This window comes from Cupriavidus sp. C1SS-2L (genome assembly GCF_057073735.1).
Genome location: NZ_CP172710.1, coordinates 195,712 through 221,087, shown reverse-complemented (window position 1 = coordinate 221,087; position 25,376 = coordinate 195,712). Strand labels below are relative to the sequence as shown.

Below are 25,376 nucleotides of genomic sequence, written 5' to 3'. Positions count from 1 at the left end.
AAACAACCCTGGGTTTTATCCAGGGTATGACAACTGAGAGACATCAATATGGAAACCAGACGCTGGCATAGTTCCTATCCCCCTGGGATACCGCTTGAGATTGATGTGGACGCGACAGCGACACTGGGATCCATGATTGCACGCGCGGTCGCCTCGTTCGTCACGCGTCCTGCGGTAACCTGCCTGGAGGAATCACTTAGTTACGCAGAGCTCAGCATTCTGTCTGAGGCGCTGGCGACTTTTCTGCAGCAGTCGGGATTGAAAAAGGGGGACCGTGTAGCGTTGATGCTGCCAAGTTGCCCCGCTTTCCTAATAGGCTTGGCAGCGGTATTTCAAGCAGGAATGGTGGCGGTTCCAGTCAACCCCCTGTATACACCGCGTGAACTGAAGCATCAGCTACAGGATTCTGGCGCCACCTGCATTATCGTCGCCGACCAACTGCAGCAACCGCTGCAGCAAGTGCTGGAGGAAACCAACATTGTTCAGGTGCTGAGGGCACCGGTTGTTGGAATGAAACCTGTTGTCGGTCAACTCGCGGCCCTGGCAAAAGACGCTGGCGCTGTTCAACAAGCCGGCAGGACCGATGGTCGCACGTGCCAACCTTTAGCCGACGCGATTCTGGAGGGAAGCAGGGGCAGCTTTTCCCCTGTCGCACAGACCGCTCAGGACATCGCCATTCTGCAATACACCGGTGGCACGACGGGTGTCTCCAAGGGGGCAGTCCTCACGCACAAGTCAGTTTGCGCGAGTTTGGCGCAAATTTCGACTTGGGTTGGACCGCTGTTAGCAGGCTCGGCGGCATCGATGGTGACACCGCTGCCGCTGTATCATATCTTCCCGCTTGCAACTGCACTACTAGCGCTATCGCTCGGTTGTGAGAATCGCTTGGTTCCTAATCCGCGTGAGACAGGTTCCATGCTTGCTGAATTGAAGCGGCGTCCGTTTCAGATGCTTGTCGGGGTCAACACCTTGTTCAACAGCTTGGTGAACACACCGGAACTCATTTCCGTAGATTTCAGCGCTACCCGTTTGGTGATTGGCGCCGGGGCGTCAATCCAGGACGCTATTGCGAAGCGATGGCTCGCGGCCGGTGCGCCCCCTGTTACCGAAGCCTATGGTCTTACAGAGACCTCACCGAGCGCCACCTTCAATCCTCCGGGGCGAAGCGGGTCGATCGGTATTCCTGTGCCTTCGACCGACGTTCGGCTAGTAGATGAAAGTGGGCACGACGTGCAACTCGGTGTTGCAGGTGAACTTCTCATCAAGGGACCACAACTCTTCAGCGGCTACTGGAATCAGGAGGTCGAAACACGGAAAGCGTTCCTTGATGGTGGCTGGTTCCGGACGGGCGACATTGTGGTCATGGACGAAAAGGGATTCATGACAATGGTCGACCGCAAGAAGGACATGATTCTCGTCTCAGGCTTCAACGTTTATCCGAACGAGATCGAGGCTGTCGTCGCAATGATGCCCGAGGTCCTCGAGGCCGCCTGTATCGGCGTGCCTGACGACCGTTCCGGCGAGGCCCCGCACCTCTTCATCGTGCCATGCAATATGGCGCTCACCACGGAACAAGTGGAGGCACACTGTCGCTCCCATCTTGCCGCCTATAAAGTGCCACGACACATCACGTTTGTCGATGCCCTGCCCAAATCAACGGTGGGCAAGATCCTGCGCAGAGACTTGCGTTCGCGCTTGGTTGCCGAGCAAAGCAATGCATAGCGCCCCGCTCTGCCCTTCTCGATTTCTCCCTGGCCAGCCATGCGGCTGTCAGCACACCCGGACCTTATGAACTACTATCACGCCCCCCTCCGCGATCTTCAGTTCGTGCTGCATGAGCTGCTCGACGTGTCCACCGGCTCCGCAATTGCCGAAATTGCCGATCCCGACACGATCAATCAGGTAATCGAAGCCGCAGGTCAGTTCGCTACAGAGATTCTGGCGCCCTTGAACGGCATTGGAGACCTCCAAGGCTGCACCATGCCTTCGTCAGGTGTGGTGACGACACCAGATGGATTCAAAAACGCGTACAAGCAATTTTCTGAGGCAGGCTGGACCGCACTGGCATGTCAAGCGGAGCATGGTGGTCAGGGACTGCCGAACGCGGTCAATGCGGCTGTCATGGAGATATTCGCTGGCGCTAACATGGCCTGGGCGGCTTATCCTGGTATGTCGCAGGCGGCTTACACATGCCTGGCGGCTAATGGCTCGGACGCGCAGAGGGCGCTCTACCTGCCGAAGCTGGCTTCCGGCGAATGGGCGGGAACCATGTGTTTAACCGAGCCGCATTGCGGCACCGACCTCGGACTTCTGCGCACCCGTGCAGTACCGAATGCCGATGGCACCTTCGGCATAACCGGTACGAAGATCTTCATTTCGGGAGGGGAACACGACTTCACGGACAATATCGTCCATTTGGTACTCGCCCGGTTACCGGACTCGCCCCCCGGCGTCAGGGGAATCTCCCTCTTCCTTGTTCCAAAGTTCCTGGTGTCGCCTGAAGGAGATCTGGCGGAACGCAACGCAGTCACTTGTGGCTCCCTGGAGCAAAAGATGGGCATCCATGCGAACGCCACCTGCACGATGAACTTCGATGGTGCAACAGGTTACCTGGTGGGCGAGCCGGACAGAGGGCTCGCGGCTATGTTCGTCATGATGAACCACGCGCGCCTCCTTGTCGGGGTCAATGCAATCGGACTGATGGAGGCGGCGTACCAAAAGGCACTGGGCTATGCAAAGGACCGCACACAAGGAAGGTCCCCAACAGCATCGGCCCGTAACAGCCCTGCGGATCCGATTATCCAGCATGCTGATGTGCGCCGTATGCTGCTGACTCAGAAAGCCTATATCGAAGGAACACGAGCATTCGCGCAGTGGGCATGTCAGTTGGCCGACAGCCAACACTTCGGCGATGACTCGGAAATTCGGCATCACGCGGCAGAACTCTCTGCGCTGGTTACACCGATCGTTAAGGCATTCAGCAGCGACCTCGCCGTCGAATGTACAAGCCTGGCAATGCAAGTCCTTGGTGGACACGGCTATATCGTGGATAACCAGGTCGAACAGCATCTTCGTGACGCACGTATCATCCCGCTCTACGAAGGTGCCAACGGCATTCAAGCCATGGACCTCCTTGGACGCAAAGTTCTGCCCGACCAGGGCACCCGGCTGGAGATGTTCCTTGCGATCGTCAACGAGTTCATCGGCGCGAATGCAGATAATCCAGTCCTGCGGGAATTCACCGCCCCGCTTTCGAGCGCGACCGATGTGTTGCGGAATGCGACGCACGAAGTATCGATGCAAGCCAAGGCAGATCCTCATGTCTTGGGAAGCGTTGCTGCATCATACCTTCGACTTGCCGGTCATGTCGGTCTAGCATGGATGTGGGCACGTATGGCTGCGATCGGGCTCGTCAACGCCGCCTCTGCCGACCCGATCTATGCATCGAAAGTCGCGACGGCGCGCTTCTATTTCAAGAAGCTGCTACCGGAAATACAATCTTTGGCAGCAGCTATCGCTGCCGGCTCCGGTCCGATCATGGAGCTTGATTTCGGCTAACGCTTCCACTTTCACTATGGTCTGTTTGGCGGCAGCGGCAGCGGCAGCCGCAGTGGCTGCCACAGCAGAATGCTGCTGCCGCCAATACAAAGTTTGCTTGATGCCGGGCGCCGAAGAAGTTGGTCTCTGCAGCCAAACACAGTATCGGGTAAATATGACAATGCCGAGTTCCAATTCTGGATATACACGGCGCATCGTAACGAAAGTGACTCGGGTAAGCATTGCTGCCAGAGCAGCATTGAGTGTGGAGTTTGCCACCGAAATCTTGAACCATACCGCCGGGTTCTCATAGCGCTTGGGTCTGCCCGGTACGAATACTCCAACCCGTAGGCGCCGTTTGATTTGAGACGGTAGTGGATCGTTCATTCCGTGATACAAATTTAAGGGTACTGACCATGCTCAACCCCTCAAATCCGCGGATCACCATCGCGGGTGCAACAGGACGCGTTGGCGCTACATTGACGGCGCCGCTGACCCGATCGACCTTGTCGCACTGACGCGTCAACCCAGCACAGCGCGACTGCCCGAAGGGGTGGTTACATTCAAGGTCGACTTCAAACGCGCGGACATGCTTGAGGGAGCCCTGCGCGGTATCGACCGGCTCTTCATCGCGCCTGGCACCTCCCTCGAACAAGTCGCCAACGAAATCTCGTTGATCAATGCAGCAGTTGCATCAGGCGTTCGGCACATCGTCAAACTGTCTGCCCTCGGTCCCGCGACCCGACTTTTTCCCATCGCTTGGCACATGCAGATCGAAGCGCATTTGGCGCAGCAGCCGATCGCATCTACCGTCTTGCGGCCTAGCACTTTCAGCCATGTGCTCAAGCGTCTGGGGCCACACATCGCCGCCGGTTCCTGAACCGGCGCAGCAGGCAACGGGCGTGTGAACTTCATCGATACCCGTGACGTTGCTGAAGTAGCCCGCATTGCATTGCTCGAGGAGATCGAGCCCGCGTCGCAACGTGCGTACCACCTGTCTGGTCCACGTGCGTGGACCATGGACCAGGTGGCAGAGGAGTTGGCCCGCCTACTTGGACATCCGGTTACTTACTTACGTCGACCGTCCGCCTGCCGAGCAGAGAGACGCTCTGCTCGGCAGGCGGACTTGCTCCGCTCGTAGCCGATCTTTTGGTTGGTGACTAGCGGGTGCAAAAGGCCCTGTCTGGGGCACTCCATACGTCGCCCTGCGGCCACAGGAAACGAGCTTGGCCTGGATTGGCGGGGCACGACGCCATGTCATGGCACTTCCAAGCAAGTGGTGGCGCCCCGATGCAATCGCAGGTGGTGACGTTCCGAGAGACTGAGGCTTCAGCAGCCCTATCTTCAAGGAGACACAGTAAGGCGCGCTGGCTCCCGAGCTGGCCACCTGGTGTGGACTTCCTGATTCATATCATGAGCAAAGTCATCATCACATGTGCCGTCACCGGTGCGATTCATACGCCCTCAATGTCCCGGTATCTACCGGTCACACCGGAAGAGATCATCGAAGCCTCGGTCGGCGCGGCCGAAGCGGGCGCCGCGATCATTCACCTTCATGCACGCGATCCTGTCACGGGCAAGCCGGACCAGAGCCCCGATGCATTCGGCCGATTCTTGCCGCAAATCAAGGCACGCACCGATGCAGTGTTGAATATCACCAGTGGCGGCTCGCCCTACATGGCGATCGAGGAGCGCATTCAGCCCTCAATGCGCTTTGCGCCCGAGGTGGCTTCACTGAACATGGGCTCCATGAACTTCGCGCTGTTCCCGATGCTGGCGCGTTTCAAGGAGTTCAAACATGCCTGGGAGCGCGAAGCGCTCGAAGCCAGTCGTGACCTGATTTTCCGCAACACCTTCAAGGATATTGAATACGCCCTGGCGCAATGTGCCGCCAATGACACGCGCTTCGAATTCGAGTGCTACGATGTGGGCCACCTCTACAACCTGGCGCACTTCGTCGAGCGCGGTCTGGTCAAGGCGCCGTTCTTTGTTCAAACCGTGTTCGGCATCCTGGGAGGTATAGGCACGCATCCTGAAGACGTGTCGCATATGAAGCGGACGGCCGACCGGCTGTTCGGCAATGACTATCGCTGGTCGGTGTTGGGGGCGGGCAAAGATCAGCTTCGCCTTGCAGGAATGTCTGCCAGTATGGGCGGCAATGTGCGCGTCGGATTGGAAGACAGCCTGTGGCTTGGACGGGGTACTCTGGCCGAGAGCAATGCAGCGCAGGTGCGGCAGGCGCGCCAGATTATTGAGGGACTTGGACTCGAAATCGCCAGCCCGAACGAAGCCCGGGAAATCTTGCAATTGAAGGGCATTGAGAAAGTGAAGTTCTGAGAGAAGGAATTGGGGCGGCGTTTTTTGCCCAAGCGAACCGCGTTGCGAGGTCCATGGGTCAGCGCGCCAAGATCATGCGTGCCCGGTGCGGCCAACGCTGCAATCGGCAGCAGTGCCCTTCACCGAGATGTGGCGACGCCGTGGCTAGACCTAAGTCGCCGGTCTACTGTGCTTGATGCGGGGCCCCTCGCAGGCCCGTTGTCTTGGCTTATCGCATCGCCGTCGCTTCTGACCGGCAGGAGTCGAGCCAAAGTGTACGATGCGCGGGGACAAAGCGAACGCGGTTGACGTCCATGCGTCAGCGACCGTTCCCATAAGGGATATTCACCAGCGACTGATTCGCTTGCGAGGTCACGCGTCCGCGCGCACAATGAGGCCGGATGCAAGGTCGAAGCGGAGGTAAGCAATGCACCCAGACTCACAAGCTGAATACCGCGAGGTTGGGGGCGAACTCATATCCGGCACCATTGTTGACTCGCGCACCACCCATGTTGAAGTCCTCGCGCGTCGGGCGACGGGGCCCATCTCTTGGCGTTTTCGTCAACCGCGGCTCGCGCTGTTCTGGTTTCGGAAAGGCCTCAAAGAGTTGCATCTGGAACTCGACGGCCGCCGCATCCACTCGGGAATAAAACAAGGAACAAATCTTGCGCTGCTCCCGGCCTCGATTTCCGTCGAAGGCGAGTTTGACGTAGCGCCGAGCTTCGACTACACGGTGGTCTTCCTTGACGCGGCCATTGGCTCCGAAGCCGGCTGGCACTTCAATCGGCCGTTGATCGCCTTTGGCAACGAAGATCTGCAACGTGGCCTTTCAGTCCTATGCCGTGAGGCGCGCAACGCAGACAGCCTTTACGGGTTGTTCGCCGAGGGCTGGGCGATGCAAGCACTCGCCCTGCTGGCGCGGGTCGACGGCAGCCAGGCGGCCGCCATTCGGCCGTGCGGTGGCCTCCCACCGAGCAGCTTGCGGCGCGTTATCGACTACATTGAGGCCGACCTGTCGCGGCCGTTCACAATCAGCGGCTTGGCGCAAGTTGCCGGAGTCAGTCCCCGGCATTTCATGCGGGCTTTTCGCGAAAGTACCGGGCAGACGCCCTTGCGCTTTGTGTACGGTCTGCGTCTCGAACGGGCCAAAGAGTTCCTCTTGGATCCTCGTCGCTCCGCAACTGAAGTCGCGCTGGATTGCGGCTTCAGCCACGCTCAGCACTTCAGCACTGCATTCAAGAAGGCGACCGGCGTCACACCGTCCGATTTCCGCAGGGCTGCGACGCGCTAATGCGTTACGCGGCCGTTGGTGCCGTAGTGGCGTTGGTCATCGTGATTTACTTCAAGGTCAAAGTTCGGCGGATCGCATTGAACTAATCCAGACTTCACGATGGCCCCTCCCGAAGGGAGTGGCCGCCGCGCGGCAAGCCGCTTCTTGCTACGCCCTGCACGCTTTGTCGCGCAGCCTGTGGCACAGGACTTACCCCACTCCTTGGACGCCACCCGATGGAGAGCTCACGCTCGAAATACGTCAAGGTTGTCGGTCAACCATTCGGTCAACGAACGTGGGGCCTTTCCGGTCAGTTCCTCGACCGTCGACGTCGTTTCGGCGATAACAGACTCGCGGGACATTTGGTCGAGTCCAATCTCGCGCAATTTCGTCGACGGGCCGCCAGATTGTGCCAACGCGGCTGTCAGCCGCTCCTTTATGTCGGTTGCTCGCTGACCACGGGATAGGTGCGTAAGTGGGCCACGACGTGCACGTCCCCCTACAGCACAGTTCACGAGTTCTCCTCGTTGGCTACGTGCCGCTCCATGGCGCCTCGCCATCGCCGCAACAAGCACTTAGCGAAATCGTGGTGTCGTCCCGCACACGGGCGACCAGAAACGGCTGACTCGCCCACCCACGACCGGAAGGCCGGAATTAGCTGACTGTAGTGCAATTCTCGCTGACGCGGAGCCAGGATCTTGTCGTACTGACGGGGCATGCTAAAGAAATCGGCGAGGCGGCTTGCCCGCAACCGCGATGCCGCTGGGAACGTGAAGGTATCGACCTCCCGGAATCGACGCTGGGCGACTTGGGTCGGCGGTTGTGCTGCATTGCTCTGCTCCCTGGTGGCGGCCGTGCAGCGCTATGTGATGGGGGGCAGCAAGGTGCATGGCGACGATACGCCAATCCCGGTACTGGCGCCGGGCAATGGCAAGACGAAGACGGGACGGTTGTGGAGACCGCGCCAAAACGGGGGCCGACTAAGCGGCAAGGCGGTGGTTTTCGTCCCGGGCGATGGACGGATACCATCGTTCAACGTAAGACCGGAACTGGTTATTGAGTACGGCCATCCGGATTTGCAGCAGGTTGTGCGCGTGTCGAGGCCGCCAGGCCATCTGCTGCCGTTTGACGAACCGCTTGCTGATCACCTGATTGACGGCCGACTCGACGAATCCTGAGGCAATGGGCTCTCCATGCCGGTAGCGGTCACCGTAGTTCACGATGAAGTGCCGGTTGCTTTCGAGGTAGACAATGAACTCCTCGAGCTTGCCGAGGAGTTTGGCTTCCGCGGGGCTGGCCTCAGCTTCCAGATCCCAGCCCAAGCTTTCCAGTCGGCGCAACGCCGGATAGGGGCAGCCGTGCCAAAGGTGCCACTTGGCGCCATGCAGCGCCTTAATCAATGCCGCGTTGCTGGGGCTGTCCCAGTGTGCCGGCCGGCCCTTGATCATCTGTTCGAGATTCTGTATCCGCATGGCAATGTGGAACCAGTCGAGGACGTATCCACCGCGGTCGCCAAAGCCGAGCTGGGCAAACCGTACGGTATCGCCGCCGTCCGACAAGAAGGTCACCGGCTGAGGTTGCACACCTTCACGTAGCAGGAAGTTCCACATACGATCAGCCGGTCGGCGTTCCAGTTTGTGCAGTAGGCAAAGCTATGGCCGGCATCCTGATCCCGAAGGGACTTCCCGACGATTACTTCAAACCAGCCGTCCTGGCGGCGTCGGTGGCCGGCTCGGAGCGAAGGAAGCCACCGTCAATGCCGACCGCGCGGATCGGACTGGGCTCCGGGATATGGGGCGAGCCCAAGCTCGCCGCCACCTCGGCCTGCCGCCGGGCGTCGGTGAACTGTGCGGCTTCCAGCCGGCGACCGAGCGTGCTGACCTGGCGCCGGATCGAGCTGGCTGCCAGCACATGATCGAGCGGCAATACCTCTTGCAGGACGTTGACGGTCAACCCATACGACATCAAGGCTGCAAACTTGACCTCGAGATACTGCAGTTCTGGGCTGACCCGCTCAGGCAGGCAGCGGGCGACCGGGCTGAAGGTGGGGGCGTCGCCTTGGCTCCGCCGGCAGGGGTACAGCCTGGGACTATCAATCGACAATCGCCCGAACGCGCTACGGAAGACCAAGTGATGGTGGCCCTTGCAAGCCAGGTGCGCTCCGCACGTGGAACACACGCTGGTCCGGGCAACGGCCTCGGCAACCTGTGCCGCGACCATCGTGCGCTGCAGCCGACCCAGCAATGATTTCGCCTCCTCCAGATGCAGGCCCAGCGAGCCCACATCAAGGCCGTCTCTCTCGAACTGGGCGATTTCGGTGACGGTGGCTGGCACGCCGCCCTCGCCCTGCACTACGAGTTGCAAGCTGATACGCATGGCCGCCCTCCTCCCGTGGAAGCTGCGGCGACCAGTCTACCCCTCGAGCTCTCCCAACCGATCATTGACGGTCTGACGGTTAAAGCGACGATCCAGCCAAGTCAGCCACCGGTGGACCTCGTCGCGTAGGTCTTCCAACACGATAGGCCGCTCGCGTAGCGACTCGATCCAATCGAGGAATTCGTATTCACTGTGTTCGTCCCTGGCCTCCAGATACCTCTGAGGTGTTCTGTCTAGAGCGGACACGTCTGGTTCATGCTGCAGCTAGTCGATTGAGGTAGCTTGCAGCGACTTCGCCTGGCGTTTGGTACCCCAACTTGGAATGCCGCCGTTGGCGATTGTAAAAAATTTCAATGTACTCACGAACAGAGGCCATGGCTTCCATCCGGGTGGCATACCGATGGTGGTACACCAGCTCTGCTTTCAGACTGCCCCAGAAGCTTTCCATGGGCGCATTGTCGTAGCAATTTCCCTTGCGTGACATCGATGCCTGCATGCCGAACTGCGCCAGCAACCTGCGATAGCCGTGAGCACAGTATTGGCTACCCCTGTCCGAATGATGTATCAGGCCGGGCCGCGGCCGCTTGCTACGCACCGCCCGGAACAGCGCCTCGCCTACCAGTTCCTGTGTCATTCTGGGCCCCATCGCGTAGCCCACGATCTCGCATGTGTACAGGTCCTTGATTCCTGCCAGGTACAACCACCCCTCGTCGGTTGCGATATACGTGATGTCAGTCACCCACGCGGCGTTTGGCCTGTCGGCTTCAAACTTCTGCTCCAGTAGGTTGGGCGCCACTGGCAGATTATGTGCCGAGCGCGTTGTCGCCACGAATCGACGCTTTTGCCGACACCGAATCCCCATCTCATTGCGCAGTCGGGCCAGCCGGTCACGACCGACCATGAATCCATCGCCAGCCAGTTCTCGCTGCAGGCGCCGCGTGCCATACGTCTGACGCGTGCGCTTGTGGGCCGCCCGGATCGCCAGATGCAACCGCTCCTGTTCCGGACTGAGCCCGTGAGGTCTGTGCGTCCAGTCGTAATAACCACTGCGCGAGACTCCCAATACCCGGCACATCATCTTCACCGGATACACTTCTCGCCATTGCCTCACGAACGCGTACCGGGCAGTGATTCCCTGGCGAAGTACGCTGCGGCTTTTTTTACAATATCGCGCTCCAGCTTCGCTTCTGCCAGCTCCTTGCGCAGCCTCGCATTCTCCGCCGCCAGCTCCGCCACTGTCACGCCTCCTGGTGCCGCTGTTGCTCCAGGCGCTTTGGCTCTCAACACCCAATTCGTCAACGTGCCCTTCGGAATCCCAAGACGCTGGGCGGCCGACTGCAGCGTCAGCCCCTGTTCCAGCACCAGTCTCACGGCCTCTGCCTGAAACTCTTCCGTGTACGTCTGTCTTGCCTTGCTCATCTTCGCGCGCTCCTGATCCACGATCTTAATCTAAGGACCAGGCGTGTCTGTCTCGATCAGGCTACCTCACTCTCGATCCCGCCAATGTCCTCTGGCGGGCAAGGCCCGCACCCCGCCACGCACCGTGGCAGCAGGCCAGGATGTTGCCGCAACATACGCCGCTCCATCCGTATCTCGTGGCGCCACCACGCGTTGAAGTCATACACGTAGACGAAGCCTTCGTGTTCGCGGAGATGAAACGCGGTCAGCGGCAGTTCGTTTGCCACGGTGCAGAACTGCAGGACGCCCTCATGAGCGTCGCCGTAACGCCGGCCACGAATGCTGAACGTGTGCAGGTGTTCGTCGGCCCAGCCCATGACGACCTGGATGACATGGTGCAATTGTCCGAGCGTCAAGTGCTCGGGAACGAGGACGCGTCGCCAAACCAGCGAGCTCAGGCCACGCAGCGCAATGCGAAGTTGAAGGACCGAGATCGCTGGCCCAGGATCAGAAGCCATGCGCGCATTGTAGGTGCCTCATTGGCCGCTCGCAGCGGTCCGGTCGCCTGCCCTCGCTTTGGCGCGGTCTCCATTGCCGCGCCGCGAGCCAGGACGCGCGGCTCAGACAGCTTCGTCGAGCAACGGATAGTCGTTGTAGCCCGTCTCGTCCTCCGAGTAGATCGTTTCCGGATTGATGCTGTTGAGCGACGCGCCGCGTCGAAAGCGCTCGACCAGATCAGGGTTCGCGATAAACGGACGGCCAAATGCCGCGGCGTCGGCCTCGCCGCGTTCGATGGCCACTTCGGCGCTCTCCCTCGTCAGCCCTTCGTTGAGGATGTAGGCCCCTTTGAAGATGCGCCGCACGTCACGGCCGATGCGATCGTCGCCGCGATCCAGCGCCTCGCGCGCAAAGATGAAAGCGATGTTGCGTGCGTTGAGCTGCTCGGCGACATACGTAAAGAGCGCGCGCGGATTCGAATCATTCATCGAGTATGAGCTCGACATCAGGTTCAGGTGCACGCCGACGCGGTCGGCCGGCCAAACCGTGAGCAACGCGTCGACTGCCTCCAACAGGAAACGTGCGCGATTTTCGATAGAACCACCATAGCGGTCGGTCCGGTGATTGGATCCGTCGTGCATGAACTGGTCAAAGAGGTAGCCATTTGCCGCGTGAAGTTCGACGCCGTCAAACCCTGCGCGCTTTGCATTCTCGGCGCCAATTCGAAAATCCTCGACGATCGCGGGAATTTCGTCGGTCTCCAGCGCGCGCGGTACAGTGTACGGGCGCTGAGGGCGCACGCGAGTGACATGGCCTTCCGGCGCAATGGCGCTCGGTGCGACCGGCAGTTCGCCATGGTGATAGATGGGATCGGAAACTCGCCCGACGTGCCACAACTGGGAGACGATCAGGCCGCCCGCATCGTGGACTGCGGCGATGACCTCGCTCCAGCCAGCGATCTGCTTCTCGCTCCAGAGGCCCGGCGTGTTGGGATAGCCAACGCCCTGAGGGGTGACTGACGTGGCTTCGGTAATGACGAGGCCTGCACTCGCACGCAACGCGTAGTGCTGCACGTTGATGGCACCCGGGCTGCGTTCATCGAACGCACGCATGCGCGTGAGCGGTGCCATGACAATGCGGTTCTTCAGCTTCAGGGCGCCAATCTGGACGGGATCGAAAAGTGTGGACATTTGCGGGCTGCTCGTTGCGGTATCGAAGATCAAGGGGACGACGCCTGCCTTTCTGCCTGACGACAGAAACGCCGTAACGCCTCCGCGTATCTCAAGGGACACGGTGTAACACTATCAGTTACACCGTAAACCATCCGCGTCATCAATACAAGCCTTTCATCATGAAAGGGCGCATGCATCGCCCCATGCCGAGTTGACAAGGCCTGGCTGTAACGAATATTTTTACAACTAAATCGACTCATACAGGCTTCCGATGAGCGCCAACAGCCGCTTGACCGTGGCGACTCACATCCTCGCGTGGATGGCCCTCGTCGCGCGTGACAATCCCGACCCGGTGACGTCCGATCGGATCGCGGCCAGCGTCAACACCAATCCGGTGGTGATTCGCCGTACGCTAGGGTTGCTGGCAAAAGGCGGGCTTGTCGAGAGTTTTCGCGGCATCAATGCGGGATGGCGCCTGACCAGAAGCCCAGACGCCATCAGCCTGCTCGACGTCTTTGATGCGCTGGAAGAAGGCGCGCACTTTGCGCTGCACGCCTCGGAGCCCAGCCAGGCCTGCCCCATCGGCCGGGGCATCGGGCCGACGCTGAGCCACGTCTATGATTCGATCGAAGACGGCGTCAGAAAGACTCTTGCCGCCACCACGATCGAAGCGGTGCTTGCAGACACCCTGTCATCATGATCATCGAAACGGCGCCGCTGACGCTGCGCGCTCTGCAACTGACTAGGCCCTCCATTGACTGAGCAGGGGTAATTTATATGAACGCGTCCCGTTTGCGCTAGGTTTTCGCTTGTTCAGACACTGACAGGATGGGCTGCAGCTCTATACATGGCCCTCTTGCAGCCGGTATCGCCGCTGCTGGCCCCTATGAAATACGCTGACCCACGCCTCATTCGTACTGCGAGCTCAAGGCTCGTATTACCCCACAGGCTTAGCAGGTCCCGGTCCTACCTGACTTGTCATCACACTCGATTACCAACGCAACCTTCGACGTTTCACCCTGTAAGAACGCTAATCTCCAATGTGGTGGTTACCGCTCAAGCCGGCTTCACGCTGATGTAATCCTTCTGATACAGCCGGTCATGGGCCAGCAGCGCCCAGATCATGCGCGCCATCTTGTTGGCCAGCGCAACGACCACCACGTCCTGAGGCCGCCGCTTTGTCATTTGCTCAACCCAGGGACCGGGATCCTTAGCACGCGTCACGACGCTGCGAGCACCGTGGATCAAGAGGGTACGGAGATACGTATCACCTCTTTTGCTGATTCCGTGCAGATTCACCTTTCCGCCCGATCCGGTTTGCTTTGGCACAAGGCCTGCCCACGCGGCAAACTCCCGTCCTGACCGGAATGTCTTCGCATCGCCCATCATCGCGACCGTTGCTGTCGCCGTCAGCAGTCCAACGCCAGGGATCTCGCTGATCGCCTTCACGGCTTTGTCCTCTTTGACCCAGTCGCGCATTCGTCGCTCAATGCCGGCTATCCGCTCGTCCACCTTCGTGAGGCCACTCCACTGCTCGCGCAATGTCTCTACCAGCGCCGCCGGCAAGCGCTCGGCAATCCGGGCGAGCACTTCCGGTATCGCCTTATCCAAGGCTGTCCGGCCTTTGCCCATCACTTCACCACATTCCGTTAGCAGACCGCGCAATGCGTTGATCTGCATGGTGCGGAACTTCACCAGTTGCTCACGCTTACGGTGCAGGGCCAGCATTGCCTGCTGCATCTCGGTCTTCACCGCAACCGCCTAGCTGGGCTGCTGGACGGCCAGCCAGATTGCCCGGGCATCGGCCGCATCAGATTGATACGGTGGCCATCCGGAAAGCCGCTTGCAGCAAGGCTTTACGATTTTGCTTCAGTCGAAACAGCACCTCTTTCGCAGCTATGTGTCATTTCCGGCTTTATCCCGGCACGCCGCCAGGTAGGACCGGCACCTGCTGAGCCTGTGGAAATCGGCTCAAGTCTCTGAGCAGATTGTGAGTATCTGCCCAATCCGATAGAATTTGCTCAATCGCATGAGCATATTTGAGCGGATTTGAGCAGATTCGTGCTAAAAATAAATAAAACGACACCTGAAAGCGTTCTTAAGGCCATTCGGCAGCTCGCAGTTGCTGGCCGCGAGCAGGTTTCGTCGACGGAAGTGATCTCTGCCACACGCGGGAGTTCTGCGACCGTTCGTCGCCATCTCGATGCGCTTTGCGCCAGCGGACAGCTGATTCGCACAGGCCAGGCTCGCGCGACGCGCTACAGCGTGGCGAACCAAACCGCGGTGACCACAGAGCCTACCGTGGCGCCAGCTCCCGTCGCGCCATCCGCGGCCCACCCGGATTGGACGCAAGCGTCCCTTGCGCTGCGGGAGTACCTGCTGTTGCCGCTCGGCGCTCGCGATCCAGTCTCCTACCAACGTGGCTTCGTCGACGACTATGTGCCGAACGAATCGGCGCTGATGCCCCCCAATCTGGCGGAGGAGCTTTATCGAACCGGGCGTCTTGCGGGCCAACAGCCCGCGGCGACCTTTGCCCGCAAGGTTCTCGAGCAGCTGTTGTTGGACCTATCCTGGTCGTCGTCACGCCTCGAGGGCAACCGGTACAGCCTATTGGCAACGCGAGAGTTGTTCGAACGAGGCTCGGACGGTGATGACATGGATGCCGTCATGCTCCTGAACCACAAGGCGGCTATCGAATTCCTCGTCGACGCGGTACCCACCCAAGGGATGTCAATGTCCTTGGTGCGGAACCTCCAAGCCATTCTTATGCAAGACTTGCTTGCGGATGTCGATAGCCTGGGTGCGATCCGAAACAAGGTGGTCAACATCGCGGATACGGTGTACGTGCCCACCCAGGTGCCGGCGATCCTTGAGGAGATGCTGCGGAACATCATCGACAAGGCTCGGCACATCAAGAATCCGGTGGAAGCTGCCTTCTTCCTGTGGGTGAACATCGCTTACCTGCAGCCGTTTGAGGACGGCAACAAACGCACCAGTCGACTGTCCGCCAACGTCCCCTTGATGCTGTACAACTGCGCGCCGCTTTCCTTTCTCGATGTCGAGGAAAGCGACTACGCGAATGCGATGCTTGGCGTCTATGAGCGCCGCGATGTCTCCATGGCCATCGATCTTTTTGCCTGGACGTATCGGCGCTCGATGAAGAAGTACGCGGTGGTCATGGAATCCCTCGGGGCGCCAGACCCGTTGCGGGTCCGGTATCGGCGGGTATTGACCGATGCCGTCGGCCGGGTCGTCCGCGAAGGCAAGACCGTCACTACCGTGCTGCTCGAGCTGGAGCTCACCGAGGACATCGCGCCTGGCTTGAAAGAAATGCTGATCGAGGATCTGCGCAAGCTCGAGGTCTTCAACTGCGCGCGGTACCGGCTGAGCATGCCGGCCACGCAATCCTGGATCGACGCGGGTCGGCCCATGTAGGTCTCACTTTGTTTTCGCTGCAGTTTGCCGGGCCAGCCACCCCAAGCAGTCATGCGGGTTTCCGGGCCGGCACCGTGTTGCGGCTGACTGGAAGCCGCCCGCACTTACTTCAGCGTCTTCAACCGATTGTTCGCCGCACGCGCGCCTTCGGTACCGGGATACTTGGCCACGACCTGTTCCAGCGTTTTGCGCGCGGCATCTTTCTGGCCGGACTCGAGCTGATTGTTGGCCACCGCGATCATGGCGTCCGGCACCTTGGGATGCGTCGGGTTGGCGTCCATCATTTTGTGCAGCACCCAGGTGGACCCCTTATAGTCGCGCTGCGCGTAGAGCGAGTTGCCGAGCCAGTACTGCGCCAGCGGCAGGTAGGGGCTTTGCGGATATTTTTTGATGAACGACGAGAATGAATTCCCAGCGCTCTTAAAGTCGCCCGCCTGGAAATGCTTGAGCGCGGCGTCGTATTCGGGCTTCTCGCCCGGCTGCGATGTGCCTTGGCGGTCTTCGACCGAGGTGTGCTGCGGCTCGAACTTCTTCAGGCGCGCATCCAGGTCGGCGTAATAGCCCTTCTGCTGCTTCTGCAGCGTCGCCACCGTGTTCTGCAGCACTTCGTTCTGGCCGCGTAGCCGCGCCACTTCCTGGCGAAGGCCTTCGAGCTGGTTCTGCAGGTCGAGCGTGGTGCGGCTGTTCTGCTCAATGCGCTGGGTCGCAGTCGTCTGGAAACTGTTGAACTGGTCGCGCAGGGTGATGACCGTTTTGCGCGCCTGCTCATCGTCGAACACGCCGGCATGTGCCGGCGTGGGTGGCAGCATGCCGCCGCTCGCCACGGCGGCGAGCCACAACAGGGTGGAAACGTGTACTTTCATAAATGGGTCGTCGTAGGTTGTGTCGGTGAGCCCTCGTCGGATCGCTGTTGGTCTGCGGGTCGAATGCCTCGGCGGCCCTATCCCACCCGGAAAAACTCCATACTCTGCCCCGCATTGACCGCTCGCTTGAGCCACGAGGGCATCTCGCCCCGCCCGTCCCAGGTGAGCCCTTCCGCGTTGCGATAGCAGACCACCGGCGGCGGCGGTGCGGGCGGTCGAGGTGGCTCGGGTGGGGGAGGCGGCGCGAAGCACCCCGCCGCGTCGAGCTCTTCGAGGGTGAGCCCGTAGTCGTCCATCTGCGCCTGGATCCAGCGGATCGCGTCCGCCCGCTCAGTCTTTACTGTCATCGCTGCCGTCACTGCTGTCGTTGCCTTCGTCCTGATTGTTAGGCAGCGGCGCCGCCCCGGGGCTCGTTGCCCGGCTCTTCTCCTCGGGCTTCCTGCGCAGTGGCCGCCGAACTTCCGCCCTGCCAAGATTGCTAGATCAGAATGGGGGCGGACCGGCCGCGCCCGCCGACCTGTCGTTCAGTGCAAGAGATCGATGAGGAAACGCTCGCGCTTCTTGCCAATCCATGCGGGAGCCCGACCGCGCCCCGACCAGGTCTGGCCCGTCTTGGGGTTGCGGTACCTCGGAGGCGGCGCGGCCTTCGTCTTGGTCGGAACAGCGCGGGCAGCGGGCTTAACACTGGGCTTGCCCGCAATGTCCTCCATGCTGAGGTCGTACTCCTGCATCCACTGTCGAATCTTCTCCACGACCTTTGGCACCGCCGCTCGCAACTGCTCAAGTTGCGCATTGACAGATGCCAGTTGAGCGAGCAGTGAGGACTGCGACGGGCTTTGGGTTGCAGTAGGCGCTTTTTGCTCCTGTCGCGGTTTCCGGGTTTTCGTCTTCTGAGTCGGCGCTTCCGGGGCAGCCTCCACGCCAGGCAGTGTTCTCTGCTTCGGCCCGCGCTTCCGGGTTGGGGTCTCGCGAGTCGTGACGTCCGGCGCGGCAACTTCAGCGAGGGTTTTCGGCTTCCGACCGCGCTTCGGGGTCCGCTTCTCTTCCGGCGCGGCTTCCGGCGCGGCAGTTTCGGCGAGCGCTTTCGGCTTCCGGGCCCGCGTCGCTTCCGGCGCAGCTTCCGGAGCGGCAGATTCGGTGAGCGCGTTCGGCTTCCGACCGCGCTTCGAGGTCCGTGTCTCTTCCGGCGCAGCTTCCGGCGTGGCAGTTGCGGCGAGCGCTTTCGGTTTCCGACCGCGCTGCGGGGCCCGCACCTCTTCCGGCGCCGCTTCCGGAGCGGCAGTTTCGGTGAGCGCTTTCGGCTTCCGACCGCGCTTCGGGGCCCGCACCTCTTCCGGAGCTGGGACGTCAAGCGGTGCGACCGGGGCGGCCGTTTCGGTCAGTTCGTCCTGGACGGCAGCTTCCGTCGGTTCGTCCGTGGCCCGGACTTCAACCGGAGCTTCGGCCACGGCTTCAGGGGTCGCTGCCGAGGGCATGGCTTCCATGGGCGCTTGCGGCGCGTCAGATTCCGTCAACGCCTCCGAGGCGACGGCTTCCCGCGATGCTTCCGGTGCCACGGCTTCCGTTGCAGCGGCCGGGGCGGCGTAAGCCCGCCGGCGCCGATAGGACACGGTCGCCGTCGGGCCGCTATCCCGGCTGGTCGACCAGAAGTCCATGCGTGGGGCCTGCGTGTCAACGCTGCCACGACCGACGCCCGCACCACTGGCTTCGCCACTGACGGGATCCGCGTCGCGCATTGCCTCAGCGATGGGAAGCTCCATCTGACCCAATCCGTCCGTCGCCTGGCTCGCGACCAAGGGTTCCACTACTGGTTTTGGGGCCAATTTGTTCTCCTTCATTGCCGTCACTGCTGGTGCAGACGCTTCCTTATCCCATGGACGGTGAGACCTTGTCTCTGGCGTGTCGTTCGCTTCTCGCCTACGCCCCTCTACACCGGGATCCCGCGGAATCGCGTCCGCCCGCTCAATCTTTGCTGTCATCCCTGCCGTCACTGCTGTCGTTGCCTTCGTCCTGATGGTCGGGGTACACCGCCCCCGGCGCGTCGCCCCGCTCTTCACGCTGCGCTTCGCCCAGCTCATCCTGCTGAGCGTTCCCCTGCCCGTCGCCCTGCGCTTCCGGCGCGGTCGCCGCCGAACGGCCGCCCTTGCGCCGCCTGCCCCCACCACCGTCGCGTTCACGCGGCGCGACGCGCAGGGTGGCCAGCCACTGGCGCGCGAGCGCGGCTTGGGGATCTACGCCGGAACCCCAGAAAATTCCGTCGTTCCACATTGTGAACATTAATCGGCTTATTCCAGCCGAAGAATGTTGGAGCGACGTCCGGTGAGTGACATGACGGTCTCGGTCACACGGACCATCAGGACCGTTACGCGGGGCCCAGTTCGATTACATTGTGGGACAGGTCGAGACAATCTTCGCAGTCCCGGCAAACCCAGTGCAGCATCGGCCCGACCGGATCTGGATGGTCGCTGAACGTTGTCAGCGCCGCGTCGTACTGAGCATCGGACGTGCTCGAGCGCAGTATCCGCTCGAGATTAGACTCGATGCTGTCCAGGCTGCATTCACCGATGCCGGACTTGAACACCGTCACACCGCCTGACGGGTTGACCGCGAAGAAGAAAAACGCCTTCGTGTCGACCATGTGCGACAGGATTGTCCTGGCGATGAAGTTGCTCGGATTGATCAGCGCATTGAAGATGCGGTAGCCGTAAAACTCTAAGCCGAAGTGTACGACCTCGAAGTCGTCGGTGCCGCGTATCGAGTGGCCAAAGTTGAAACCGCTGCGTGTTACGTCGTTCGGAATGTCATCCACCGGCCGCAGTGCCAGGCAAGCATAGTGCGTCTGGCCCTCGGCCACGAGTCCCATCGCAAAGCAGGGCGCGCGCTCGGCCAGCAAGGCCTCGACAAAATTCCGGTTCATGCGGAGCGTTGGCAGCATCGGGCATCCTTCATCGTGAATCAAATCAACATTTGCCGACCTGGCTGTGCGGTGCGTCGACGTCGAACATCAAAGGCTATACATCGTCGAGCTCGAACAGCGCGCGATCGGCGGGCCGCGACAGATAATCGTCCATCATCGCGCGGAAATCGGCTTCATCCCACTCGCCGCGATCGACACGCCGCAGCAACGCCTCGCCGGCCAGCATGATCTTTCGCTCGCGATCCGCGCGCGTTTGCTTGACCTGCTGGCGCTGCGCCTTAGCTGCCGCTTTGCGGGCTGTTTTCAGCTCCTGCAGCTTTTCGTCTGTCGCATCGAGACGACGTTTCAGCATGTTCATTCTGGCGTCCTGTTCGAAGAAGCGGTTTGCGCGGGAAACCGGCGCGCCGGCGTGCGCCGGTTCGTTACATTCGCGCCGTACTGTCGCGCCCAGGTGCGTACCGAGGGAGCGATATCGACTAACGTCGGCGGCATGTTCGGCAACACATCCATCGTCCAGCCACCCAGCCGCTTTGGCGCAATATACGCCGGTCGCCAGCTGCCGTCGGCCAGGATATCGATCACGAACAGCGACGTGCCGACGCTCAGTCGCCAGGTGTTGACCACGGCTGGGGGTAAAGGATTACCTGGTTGTGGCATCGTATTCCACCGTAACAGGAATAAGGGATTCCAAGCCAGAACCGCCGAAAATTCGATCACTCCAATTCGAGCCCTGCAATGAGCGCGTCCAGGTCGATTTTGTTGTCGCTTTGAAAAGTGTAGTGCCCGTTCAAAAGGATATGCCGCCAGGCTGCCGGTGATATCTGCGTAAGCCGCGCCAGCGCCTTGGCGTTGCCACTGGCCTCCCATTTCGTCAGTAGATGCGACAGAATCGCCGAGTTGTAAAAAATGATGACGTTGGCGATCAGCCGGGCGCACTGGTTGCTGATCTCGATTTCGATGTCGGTGCGGCCGGTCAATTCCTTCTTGCCGCCGACCTGGGCGATGGTCGAACGAAGCTGATGGTAAGACTCGAGGCGGTTTTGGGAGCGATGCACGTTTCGCTCGAGCTGCGGGTCGCGCAGGTAACGCAACGTGTAGATGGTACGAATGAGCTTATCGAACTCAAAAATCGCGCGACGTGTCGGGTTTTCCTGCGAGTACGTACATAGTTTGCGGATCAGCGAGCCCTGCGTGATCTCTTTGAGGCCCAGCGTGGCGACGATCTGATCGATATTTGTCTTCTCACTGGTGATGAGCTGCCGATCGATTTGTCCGATCGGCTGAATCAGGCATTTCTCGTACAGCGCCGGGTCGTCGATACAATACAATTCCTGCAACTGGTCATCGAGGTTTGTGAAGCGAGGCTCGAAGCGCAACCCGAACCAATACAGGATAGCGAAGTTGGCTTTGTTGATGCTGTGCATGTCGCCGGTGATCGCAGTCGGCACTATATCCGACGTGTTGCGATACCAGATGTCGAACACGTGATGCGCCTCGTACTCGTGCGCGCCGATTAGGTAGCCGTTCAACGGGACATGATTGCACAGCAGCGTGTAGGCGACGACGCCTTTGCCTCGTCCGAAGTATTTGCGCGAGTAACGCGCCTTCACGGTCGGTCGCTCGACGCCGAATTTCTGCCCATCGACGGCGCTGTACAGCGCATCGAGATCGAACGAGTAGTACGGGAAGATCGGCAGCGCGGCGATGGCGTTGCTGATGCAGTCGTTGGCCGCATGCAGCGTCGCCTGACGCAGATACTGCTGGTAGGTGCTATCCAGAACGTGGTACGGAATGTCGCTGGTGCGCGCCATGACATGGTTGCCATGGTTCATTGCCTGAGCGATGATAACCGCCATCAGGCTATCGGCGTCCGCTACCTTCTTCGCGTAGCGCGGCTGCAATGGCGTCAGCGCCGACAGGAACTGGCACTGGCCGTTGACGAAGCGGAACACGTCGGCAACATCGCAGAATGGCAGTTGCTCGTAGAATGCCTGCTCACGCACCTTCTGGTTCTCGGTTTTCGGTTTGCGCCAAATCAGCTTCTGCGTATCCTTGTCGTATTCCAGGTGCGTAAGCTTGCCCTGTTTCAGCTCTCGGTTGAAGGCCAGCCATTGTGCATGCAACTCGGCCGCTAACGCATCGAGTTGGGCATCGATTGGCTGCTGCAGGAACGGGATCTCCATCTGCGCCAGCGCGTCGGCCTTCTCGTTCATCGAAACAAGCTCGTCGGAGAAGTGACGATGTTGCAGACTGTCGTCGAGATAGATCTCTCCCGACTGGAAGCGCTTCCGGATCTGGCGGTACAACCAGAATTCGTAGCGATCGGCGTGCAAACCGGTCGGCTGACCATCAGCGCCGAAGATCAGCAGGTACGGTCGCAGGCGCTTCGGCAGCGTGGCCGCGGGACATTCGGCGAGCGGTCGTTGTGACAGGCGCTGCTGTTTGGCGAAGGCCCCCTTGACCCAAGCCAGCGCCGCGAGCCACGGGTTGTCTGGGGAGGTGCCGACGAAGTCGAGCTCGACGTACAAGGGGCGCAGGTGACGGCGAATACGTTTGGCTAGGCCGTCCACCGCCAACCAGTGTAGTGCCAGTTGACTCAGCGGCTTGACCGTCATGCGTTGCGCCGTGTTTTGTAGCACATCTTTGGCCATGATTTTATAGGCGCGCTGACGCACCTCGCCGAACGGCGTCGGATCGGCTACGCTGTCGTCCACATAGAGCGACAACAGGCGGCCGATCTGCGGCGTTTCCCGATGGCGTTTTACTTGCTCGGCGATGAGTGACTGTTTCGCGCCCGCGCTGCTTTCTTCCTCGAGCTGCTTCATGTGGAAGGCCATCGCATCGACCAGGTTGTCGGTGAGCTGTCGGAAGCGCACCCAGGCGTAACACAGCAGGTAGAGCTGCGCCTGATCCGCCTTCAGGTTGCGCAGGTCGTGGACGGTATAGAAGTTCGCCAGGCTTGCGTAGTACAGCACGTTCTGCTGCGAGATATCCAGCCGGGGCAGCAGCGTCCTGGCGATTTCGTGCAACGGCTGCAGCGTGCCGCGCTTTTCGCGTTCGCGGACCATCTGACGCCAGCCGAAATTCTTGGCATCCTGTTTCAGCGCCGCCAGTTTCGACAGAGTATCATCGCGCACCAGAAGTTGGTCTAGCGCGGTTTGGGTCAATTCGTCCAATACGCCGGTGAGCAGGTCGCCCAGCCGCCGACGTTCGACGGACAGGGCTTCGCTGACTAGCTCTTGCAAGGTCGTGTAGCCGGGCCGGATCATCTTGTGCTCATTGAGCCACACGATGAGCTCGGCGGCGACGAATCCCGGTGTCACGTCGCGACGTACGATCTGCGCGGCCTGCTGCATGAGTTGCGGCAGGAAGGCGGCCACCCACGGTCGATAGCCGTACAGTTCAGCGATCTGTTCGCGCTGGGCGTAGTACTCGTGCCGGGTGATCGGCTTGCGTTCGAACGGCTCGCCGTGGAAATAGCGGCTCAACACGAAATCGTAATCGTCCTCAACCTCGTCCCAATCGAAGCGGAAGAAGGCGTGCTTGGACTTGAAGTAGCCAATCTGCAAGATGCAATAGACCTGCGCGGGTATGGAGGGCCGGCTACTGGCGAGCGCCAGTTCGGATTCGGTCAATGCCAGGTATTCCAGCCGCTGCGCATCGTCGAAATCAGGCAGGCCATACAGGGCTTCCTGTTCGGCGTCGGAAAAGACGCTGAGCAGCTTATTCTTGTTGATCATCGACCATCCTCTCCACGCAACGTCAGATCCTTCAATTTTGTGATATCACGACATGGGGTACGACAGAAATATTGAACTCCCGCATTCTACAGAGATAAGCTTTATTATCTCTGTGGCATTGTTTCCATATTAAACTCGATGACATGAAAACGCGCCCCACGAGCCCGTCCGCCGCCGACATCCCGACCGACTTTCCTGATGCTGATGCACTGGCAGCGCTGCGTGCCTGGTACGAGGGCGCATCCTCGCGTGAGGCGGCACACCGGTACATGCAAGATCGGCTCAGCCACAGCCAGTCAGCCCGCGGCGTCATCGGCCAGATCCGCCGGCAACTGGCACTTTATGCCCGTAACCGACAGCGGGCAGATCTGGCCACGCTGTTCGAATGCCCGGCCCAAAAGCGTATGCATCATGCGCGCGCCACCACGCAGGCTGTCGAGCTACTGCGCATCATGCCTGCGCCAGCTCCGCAGATCGGCGACGACATTGCGCACTGGCTGCCGAATCGCGCTGCCCGCACCCTGCACGCGGCCGGCATCCGGACCCTGGCCGATCTCACGGTACGGATTCCGCGTCGCCGGCAGTGGTGGACCGTCATTCCGGGTCTCGGGCCGGCCAGTGCAAGAAGGATCGAGGCCTTCTTTGCCGCGTACCCGGCGCTCACGGAGCGGGCCCGCGCACTGATCATCGCGGATCGGCAGTCAGTCGTGACGCCTTGGGAGCAACTACGGCTACCGCACGAGATCGACGGATCCGCCGGCGCCTTCCGCGCACCGGTGTCGGCCTGCATCCTCGGCGTCGACAACGATTACGACGCTATCCAGGCATGGCTCGCGTTGCACGAATCCCCGGCCACGCAGCGGGCCTACCGCAAGGAAGCCGAACGGCTGATTCTCTGGGGCATCGTTGCTCGCGGCAAGGCGCTGTCTTCGCTGACCACCCGGGATGCCACCGACTACAGGGCGTTTCTGCGCAGACCTACACCGCGAGAACGCTGGGTCGGGCCACCGCGGCCGCGCACATCAACGGACTGGCGCCCGTTTGTCGACAACCTCTCGGCCCGTTCGATTGCGCATGCGCTTGCCGTGCTCAGCGCCATGTTCCGCTGGCTGGTCGAGCAGCGCTACGTCGTGGCCAACCCATTCTCCGGCATCAAGGTACGCGGCAGCAAGCGCGCCATGGCTCTTGAAACCTCGCACGCTTTCACCGAAGGAGAATGGATGCTGACGCGCACCATCGCCAACGGGCTCGAGTGGTCGTACGGCTGGCAGGCGCCCGCTGCGCAACGGTTGCGGTTCATGCTGGATTTCGGCTACGCAACGGGACTGCGGATCAGCGAACTGGCTGACGCCACACTGCGCAGCATCGAAGTCGACGCAGCCGGTGATCACTGGCTGCACGTGGTCGGCAAGGGCGGCAAGCCAGCCCGCGTTACCCTGACACCCCTAGCGCGCACAGCGCTGGACCGATATCTGCAGGAGCGGGGGCTTCCTGTCAGCCGTGCTCACTGGAATCCGACCACGTCCCTGATTGGCAGCCTTGACGACGCCGATGCCGGCATCAAGCCCTTGCGGCTGTGGGAAGTCATGCGCCGGTTTTTTCGGCTCGTCGCGCAGATTATCAAGAACGACCATCCGGTGCTGGCTGAAAAGCTGCATCGGGCCTCTCCGCACTGGATGCGGCACACCCATGCGACCCACGCGATCGCCAGAGGGGTTGAGCTGAGCGCCGTACGAGATAACCTGCGTCACGCGTCGATTTCGACCACGTCGATTTACTTGCATACCGACGATGTAAAGCGGGCACGGCAGTTCGGGCAGGCATTTACCGACTGAGTTACTCGCTCGGCACGTC

19 protein-coding genes and 3 pseudogenes are annotated in these 25,376 nt (G+C 60.7%); 9 read left to right on the top strand and 13 right to left on the bottom strand.

Annotation, left to right across the window (positions count from 1 at the left end):
• Positions 1–48 precede the first annotated feature (48 nt).
• From ACIGJG_RS31725 to ACIGJG_RS31700, 6 genes and pseudogenes are all read left to right on the top strand, one after another.
• On the top strand, positions 49–1,722 hold the full coding sequence (locus ACIGJG_RS31725; RefSeq protein WP_483674338.1) for an AMP-binding protein: 1,674 nt from the start codon (positions 49–51) through the stop codon (positions 1,720–1,722).
• A gap of 66 nt (positions 1,723–1,788) precedes the next feature.
• Positions 1,789–3,558: an acyl-CoA dehydrogenase C-terminal domain-containing protein gene (locus tag ACIGJG_RS31720; RefSeq protein WP_483674337.1), complete on the top strand. Its 1,770-nt coding sequence runs from the start codon at positions 1,789–1,791 to the stop codon at positions 3,556–3,558.
• 532 nt (positions 3,559–4,090) lie between these two features.
• A complete protein-coding gene (locus ACIGJG_RS31715) occupies positions 4,091–4,417 on the top strand; it encodes a Rossmann-fold NAD(P)-binding domain-containing protein (RefSeq protein WP_483674335.1) in 327 nt (108 codons plus the stop codon).
• A 533-nt stretch (positions 4,418–4,950) separates the two neighbouring features.
• Entirely contained in the window at positions 4,951–5,874 is a 924-nt protein-coding gene (gene kce, locus ACIGJG_RS31710; RefSeq protein WP_483674334.1) for a 3,5-dioxohexanoate:acetyl-CoA acetone transferase, read from the top strand.
• A gap of 406 nt (positions 5,875–6,280) precedes the next feature.
• Complete coding sequence (locus tag ACIGJG_RS31705; RefSeq protein ID WP_483674332.1) at positions 6,281–7,144, top strand: AraC family transcriptional regulator; 864 nt, start codon at positions 6,281–6,283, stop codon at positions 7,142–7,144.
• A gap of 742 nt (positions 7,145–7,886) precedes the next feature.
• A pseudogene (locus ACIGJG_RS31700) lies at positions 7,887–8,127 on the top strand (IS66 family transposase); the annotation flags it as partial.
• On the opposite strand, the pseudogene ACIGJG_RS31695 reads toward ACIGJG_RS31700, so the two are convergent.
• The 4 genes and pseudogenes from ACIGJG_RS31695 to ACIGJG_RS31680 all read right to left on the bottom strand — a co-directional run bounded on the left by ACIGJG_RS31695 (position 8,104) and on the right by ACIGJG_RS31680 (position 12,585).
• Positions 8,104–9,499: pseudogene (locus ACIGJG_RS31695) on the bottom strand (ISKra4 family transposase). The pseudogenes ACIGJG_RS31700 and ACIGJG_RS31695 sit on opposite strands and share 24 nt — an antisense overlap.
• Before the next feature lie 253 nt (positions 9,500–9,752).
• A protein-coding gene (locus ACIGJG_RS31690; RefSeq protein ID WP_483673311.1) for an IS3 family transposase occupies positions 9,753–10,918 on the bottom strand; the annotation gives its coding sequence in 2 pieces (ribosomal slippage) (positions 9,753–10,654 and positions 10,654–10,918; 1,167 coding nt in all).
• 56 nt (positions 10,919–10,974) lie between these two features.
• Positions 10,975–11,415, bottom strand: a complete 441-nt coding sequence (locus tag ACIGJG_RS31685) for a plasmid pRiA4b ORF-3 family protein (protein WP_483674330.1) — start codon at positions 11,413–11,415, stop codon at positions 10,975–10,977.
• Between the two features lie 102 nt (positions 11,416–11,517).
• Positions 11,518–12,585, bottom strand: a complete 1,068-nt coding sequence (locus tag ACIGJG_RS31680; RefSeq protein WP_483674328.1) for an alkene reductase — start codon at positions 12,583–12,585, stop codon at positions 11,518–11,520.
• Positions 12,586–12,838: 253 nt separating this feature from the next.
• Here ACIGJG_RS31680 and ACIGJG_RS31675 point away from each other — a divergent pair, with 253 nt between their 5' ends.
• Complete coding sequence (locus tag ACIGJG_RS31675; protein ID WP_483674326.1) at positions 12,839–13,267, top strand: Rrf2 family transcriptional regulator; 429 nt, start codon at positions 12,839–12,841, stop codon at positions 13,265–13,267.
• Positions 13,268–13,623: 356 nt separating this feature from the next.
• Here the strand turns inward: ACIGJG_RS31675 and ACIGJG_RS31670 are convergent.
• A pseudogene (locus ACIGJG_RS31670) lies at positions 13,624–14,385 on the bottom strand (IS110 family RNA-guided transposase); the annotation flags it as partial.
• A 231-nt stretch (positions 14,386–14,616) separates the two neighbouring features.
• Between ACIGJG_RS31670 and ACIGJG_RS31665 the strand changes: the two are divergent.
• Complete coding sequence (locus tag ACIGJG_RS31665) at positions 14,617–16,002, top strand: Fic family protein (protein ID WP_483674325.1); 1,386 nt, start codon at positions 14,617–14,619, stop codon at positions 16,000–16,002.
• 104 nt (positions 16,003–16,106) lie between these two features.
• Here the strand turns inward: ACIGJG_RS31665 and ybgF are convergent, their stop codons facing one another.
• From ybgF to ACIGJG_RS31625, 8 genes are all read right to left on the bottom strand, one after another.
• On the bottom strand, positions 16,107–16,865 hold the full coding sequence (gene ybgF, locus ACIGJG_RS31660) for a tol-pal system protein YbgF (RefSeq protein ID WP_483674323.1): 759 nt from the start codon (positions 16,863–16,865) through the stop codon (positions 16,107–16,109).
• Between the two features lie 77 nt (positions 16,866–16,942).
• The gene (locus ACIGJG_RS31655) at positions 16,943–17,212 is read right to left on the bottom strand and encodes an H-NS histone family protein (RefSeq protein WP_483674322.1); all 270 of its coding nucleotides are present in this window, start codon (positions 17,210–17,212) and stop codon (positions 16,943–16,945) included.
• A gap of 177 nt (positions 17,213–17,389) precedes the next feature.
• A complete protein-coding gene (locus ACIGJG_RS31650; RefSeq protein ID WP_483674321.1) occupies positions 17,390–18,703 on the bottom strand; it encodes an H-NS histone family protein in 1,314 nt (437 codons plus the stop codon).
• Positions 18,704–18,827: 124 nt separating this feature from the next.
• A complete protein-coding gene (locus ACIGJG_RS31645) occupies positions 18,828–19,133 on the bottom strand; it encodes a hypothetical protein (protein ID WP_483674320.1) in 306 nt (101 codons plus the stop codon).
• 94 nt (positions 19,134–19,227) lie between these two features.
• On the bottom strand, positions 19,228–19,800 hold the full coding sequence (locus ACIGJG_RS31640) for a hypothetical protein (protein WP_007180433.1): 573 nt from the start codon (positions 19,798–19,800) through the stop codon (positions 19,228–19,230).
• 76 nt (positions 19,801–19,876) lie between these two features.
• The gene (locus ACIGJG_RS31635; protein WP_007180432.1) at positions 19,877–20,140 is read right to left on the bottom strand and encodes a hypothetical protein; all 264 of its coding nucleotides are present in this window, start codon (positions 20,138–20,140) and stop codon (positions 19,877–19,879) included.
• A complete protein-coding gene (locus ACIGJG_RS31630; protein WP_156903410.1) occupies positions 20,137–20,499 on the bottom strand; it encodes a hypothetical protein in 363 nt (120 codons plus the stop codon). Before ACIGJG_RS31630 ends, ACIGJG_RS31635 begins: the two co-directional genes overlap by 4 nt.
• Positions 20,496–23,522, bottom strand: a complete 3,027-nt coding sequence (locus ACIGJG_RS31625) for a Tn3 family transposase (protein ID WP_007181927.1) — start codon at positions 23,520–23,522, stop codon at positions 20,496–20,498. Before ACIGJG_RS31625 ends, ACIGJG_RS31630 begins: the two co-directional genes overlap by 4 nt.
• Positions 23,523–23,665: 143 nt before the next feature.
• Between ACIGJG_RS31625 and ACIGJG_RS31620 the strand changes: the two genes are divergently transcribed.
• The gene (locus ACIGJG_RS31620; protein WP_007180429.1) at positions 23,666–25,357 is read left to right on the top strand and encodes a site-specific integrase; all 1,692 of its coding nucleotides are present in this window, start codon (positions 23,666–23,668) and stop codon (positions 25,355–25,357) included.
• Positions 25,358–25,376 lie beyond the last annotated feature (19 nt).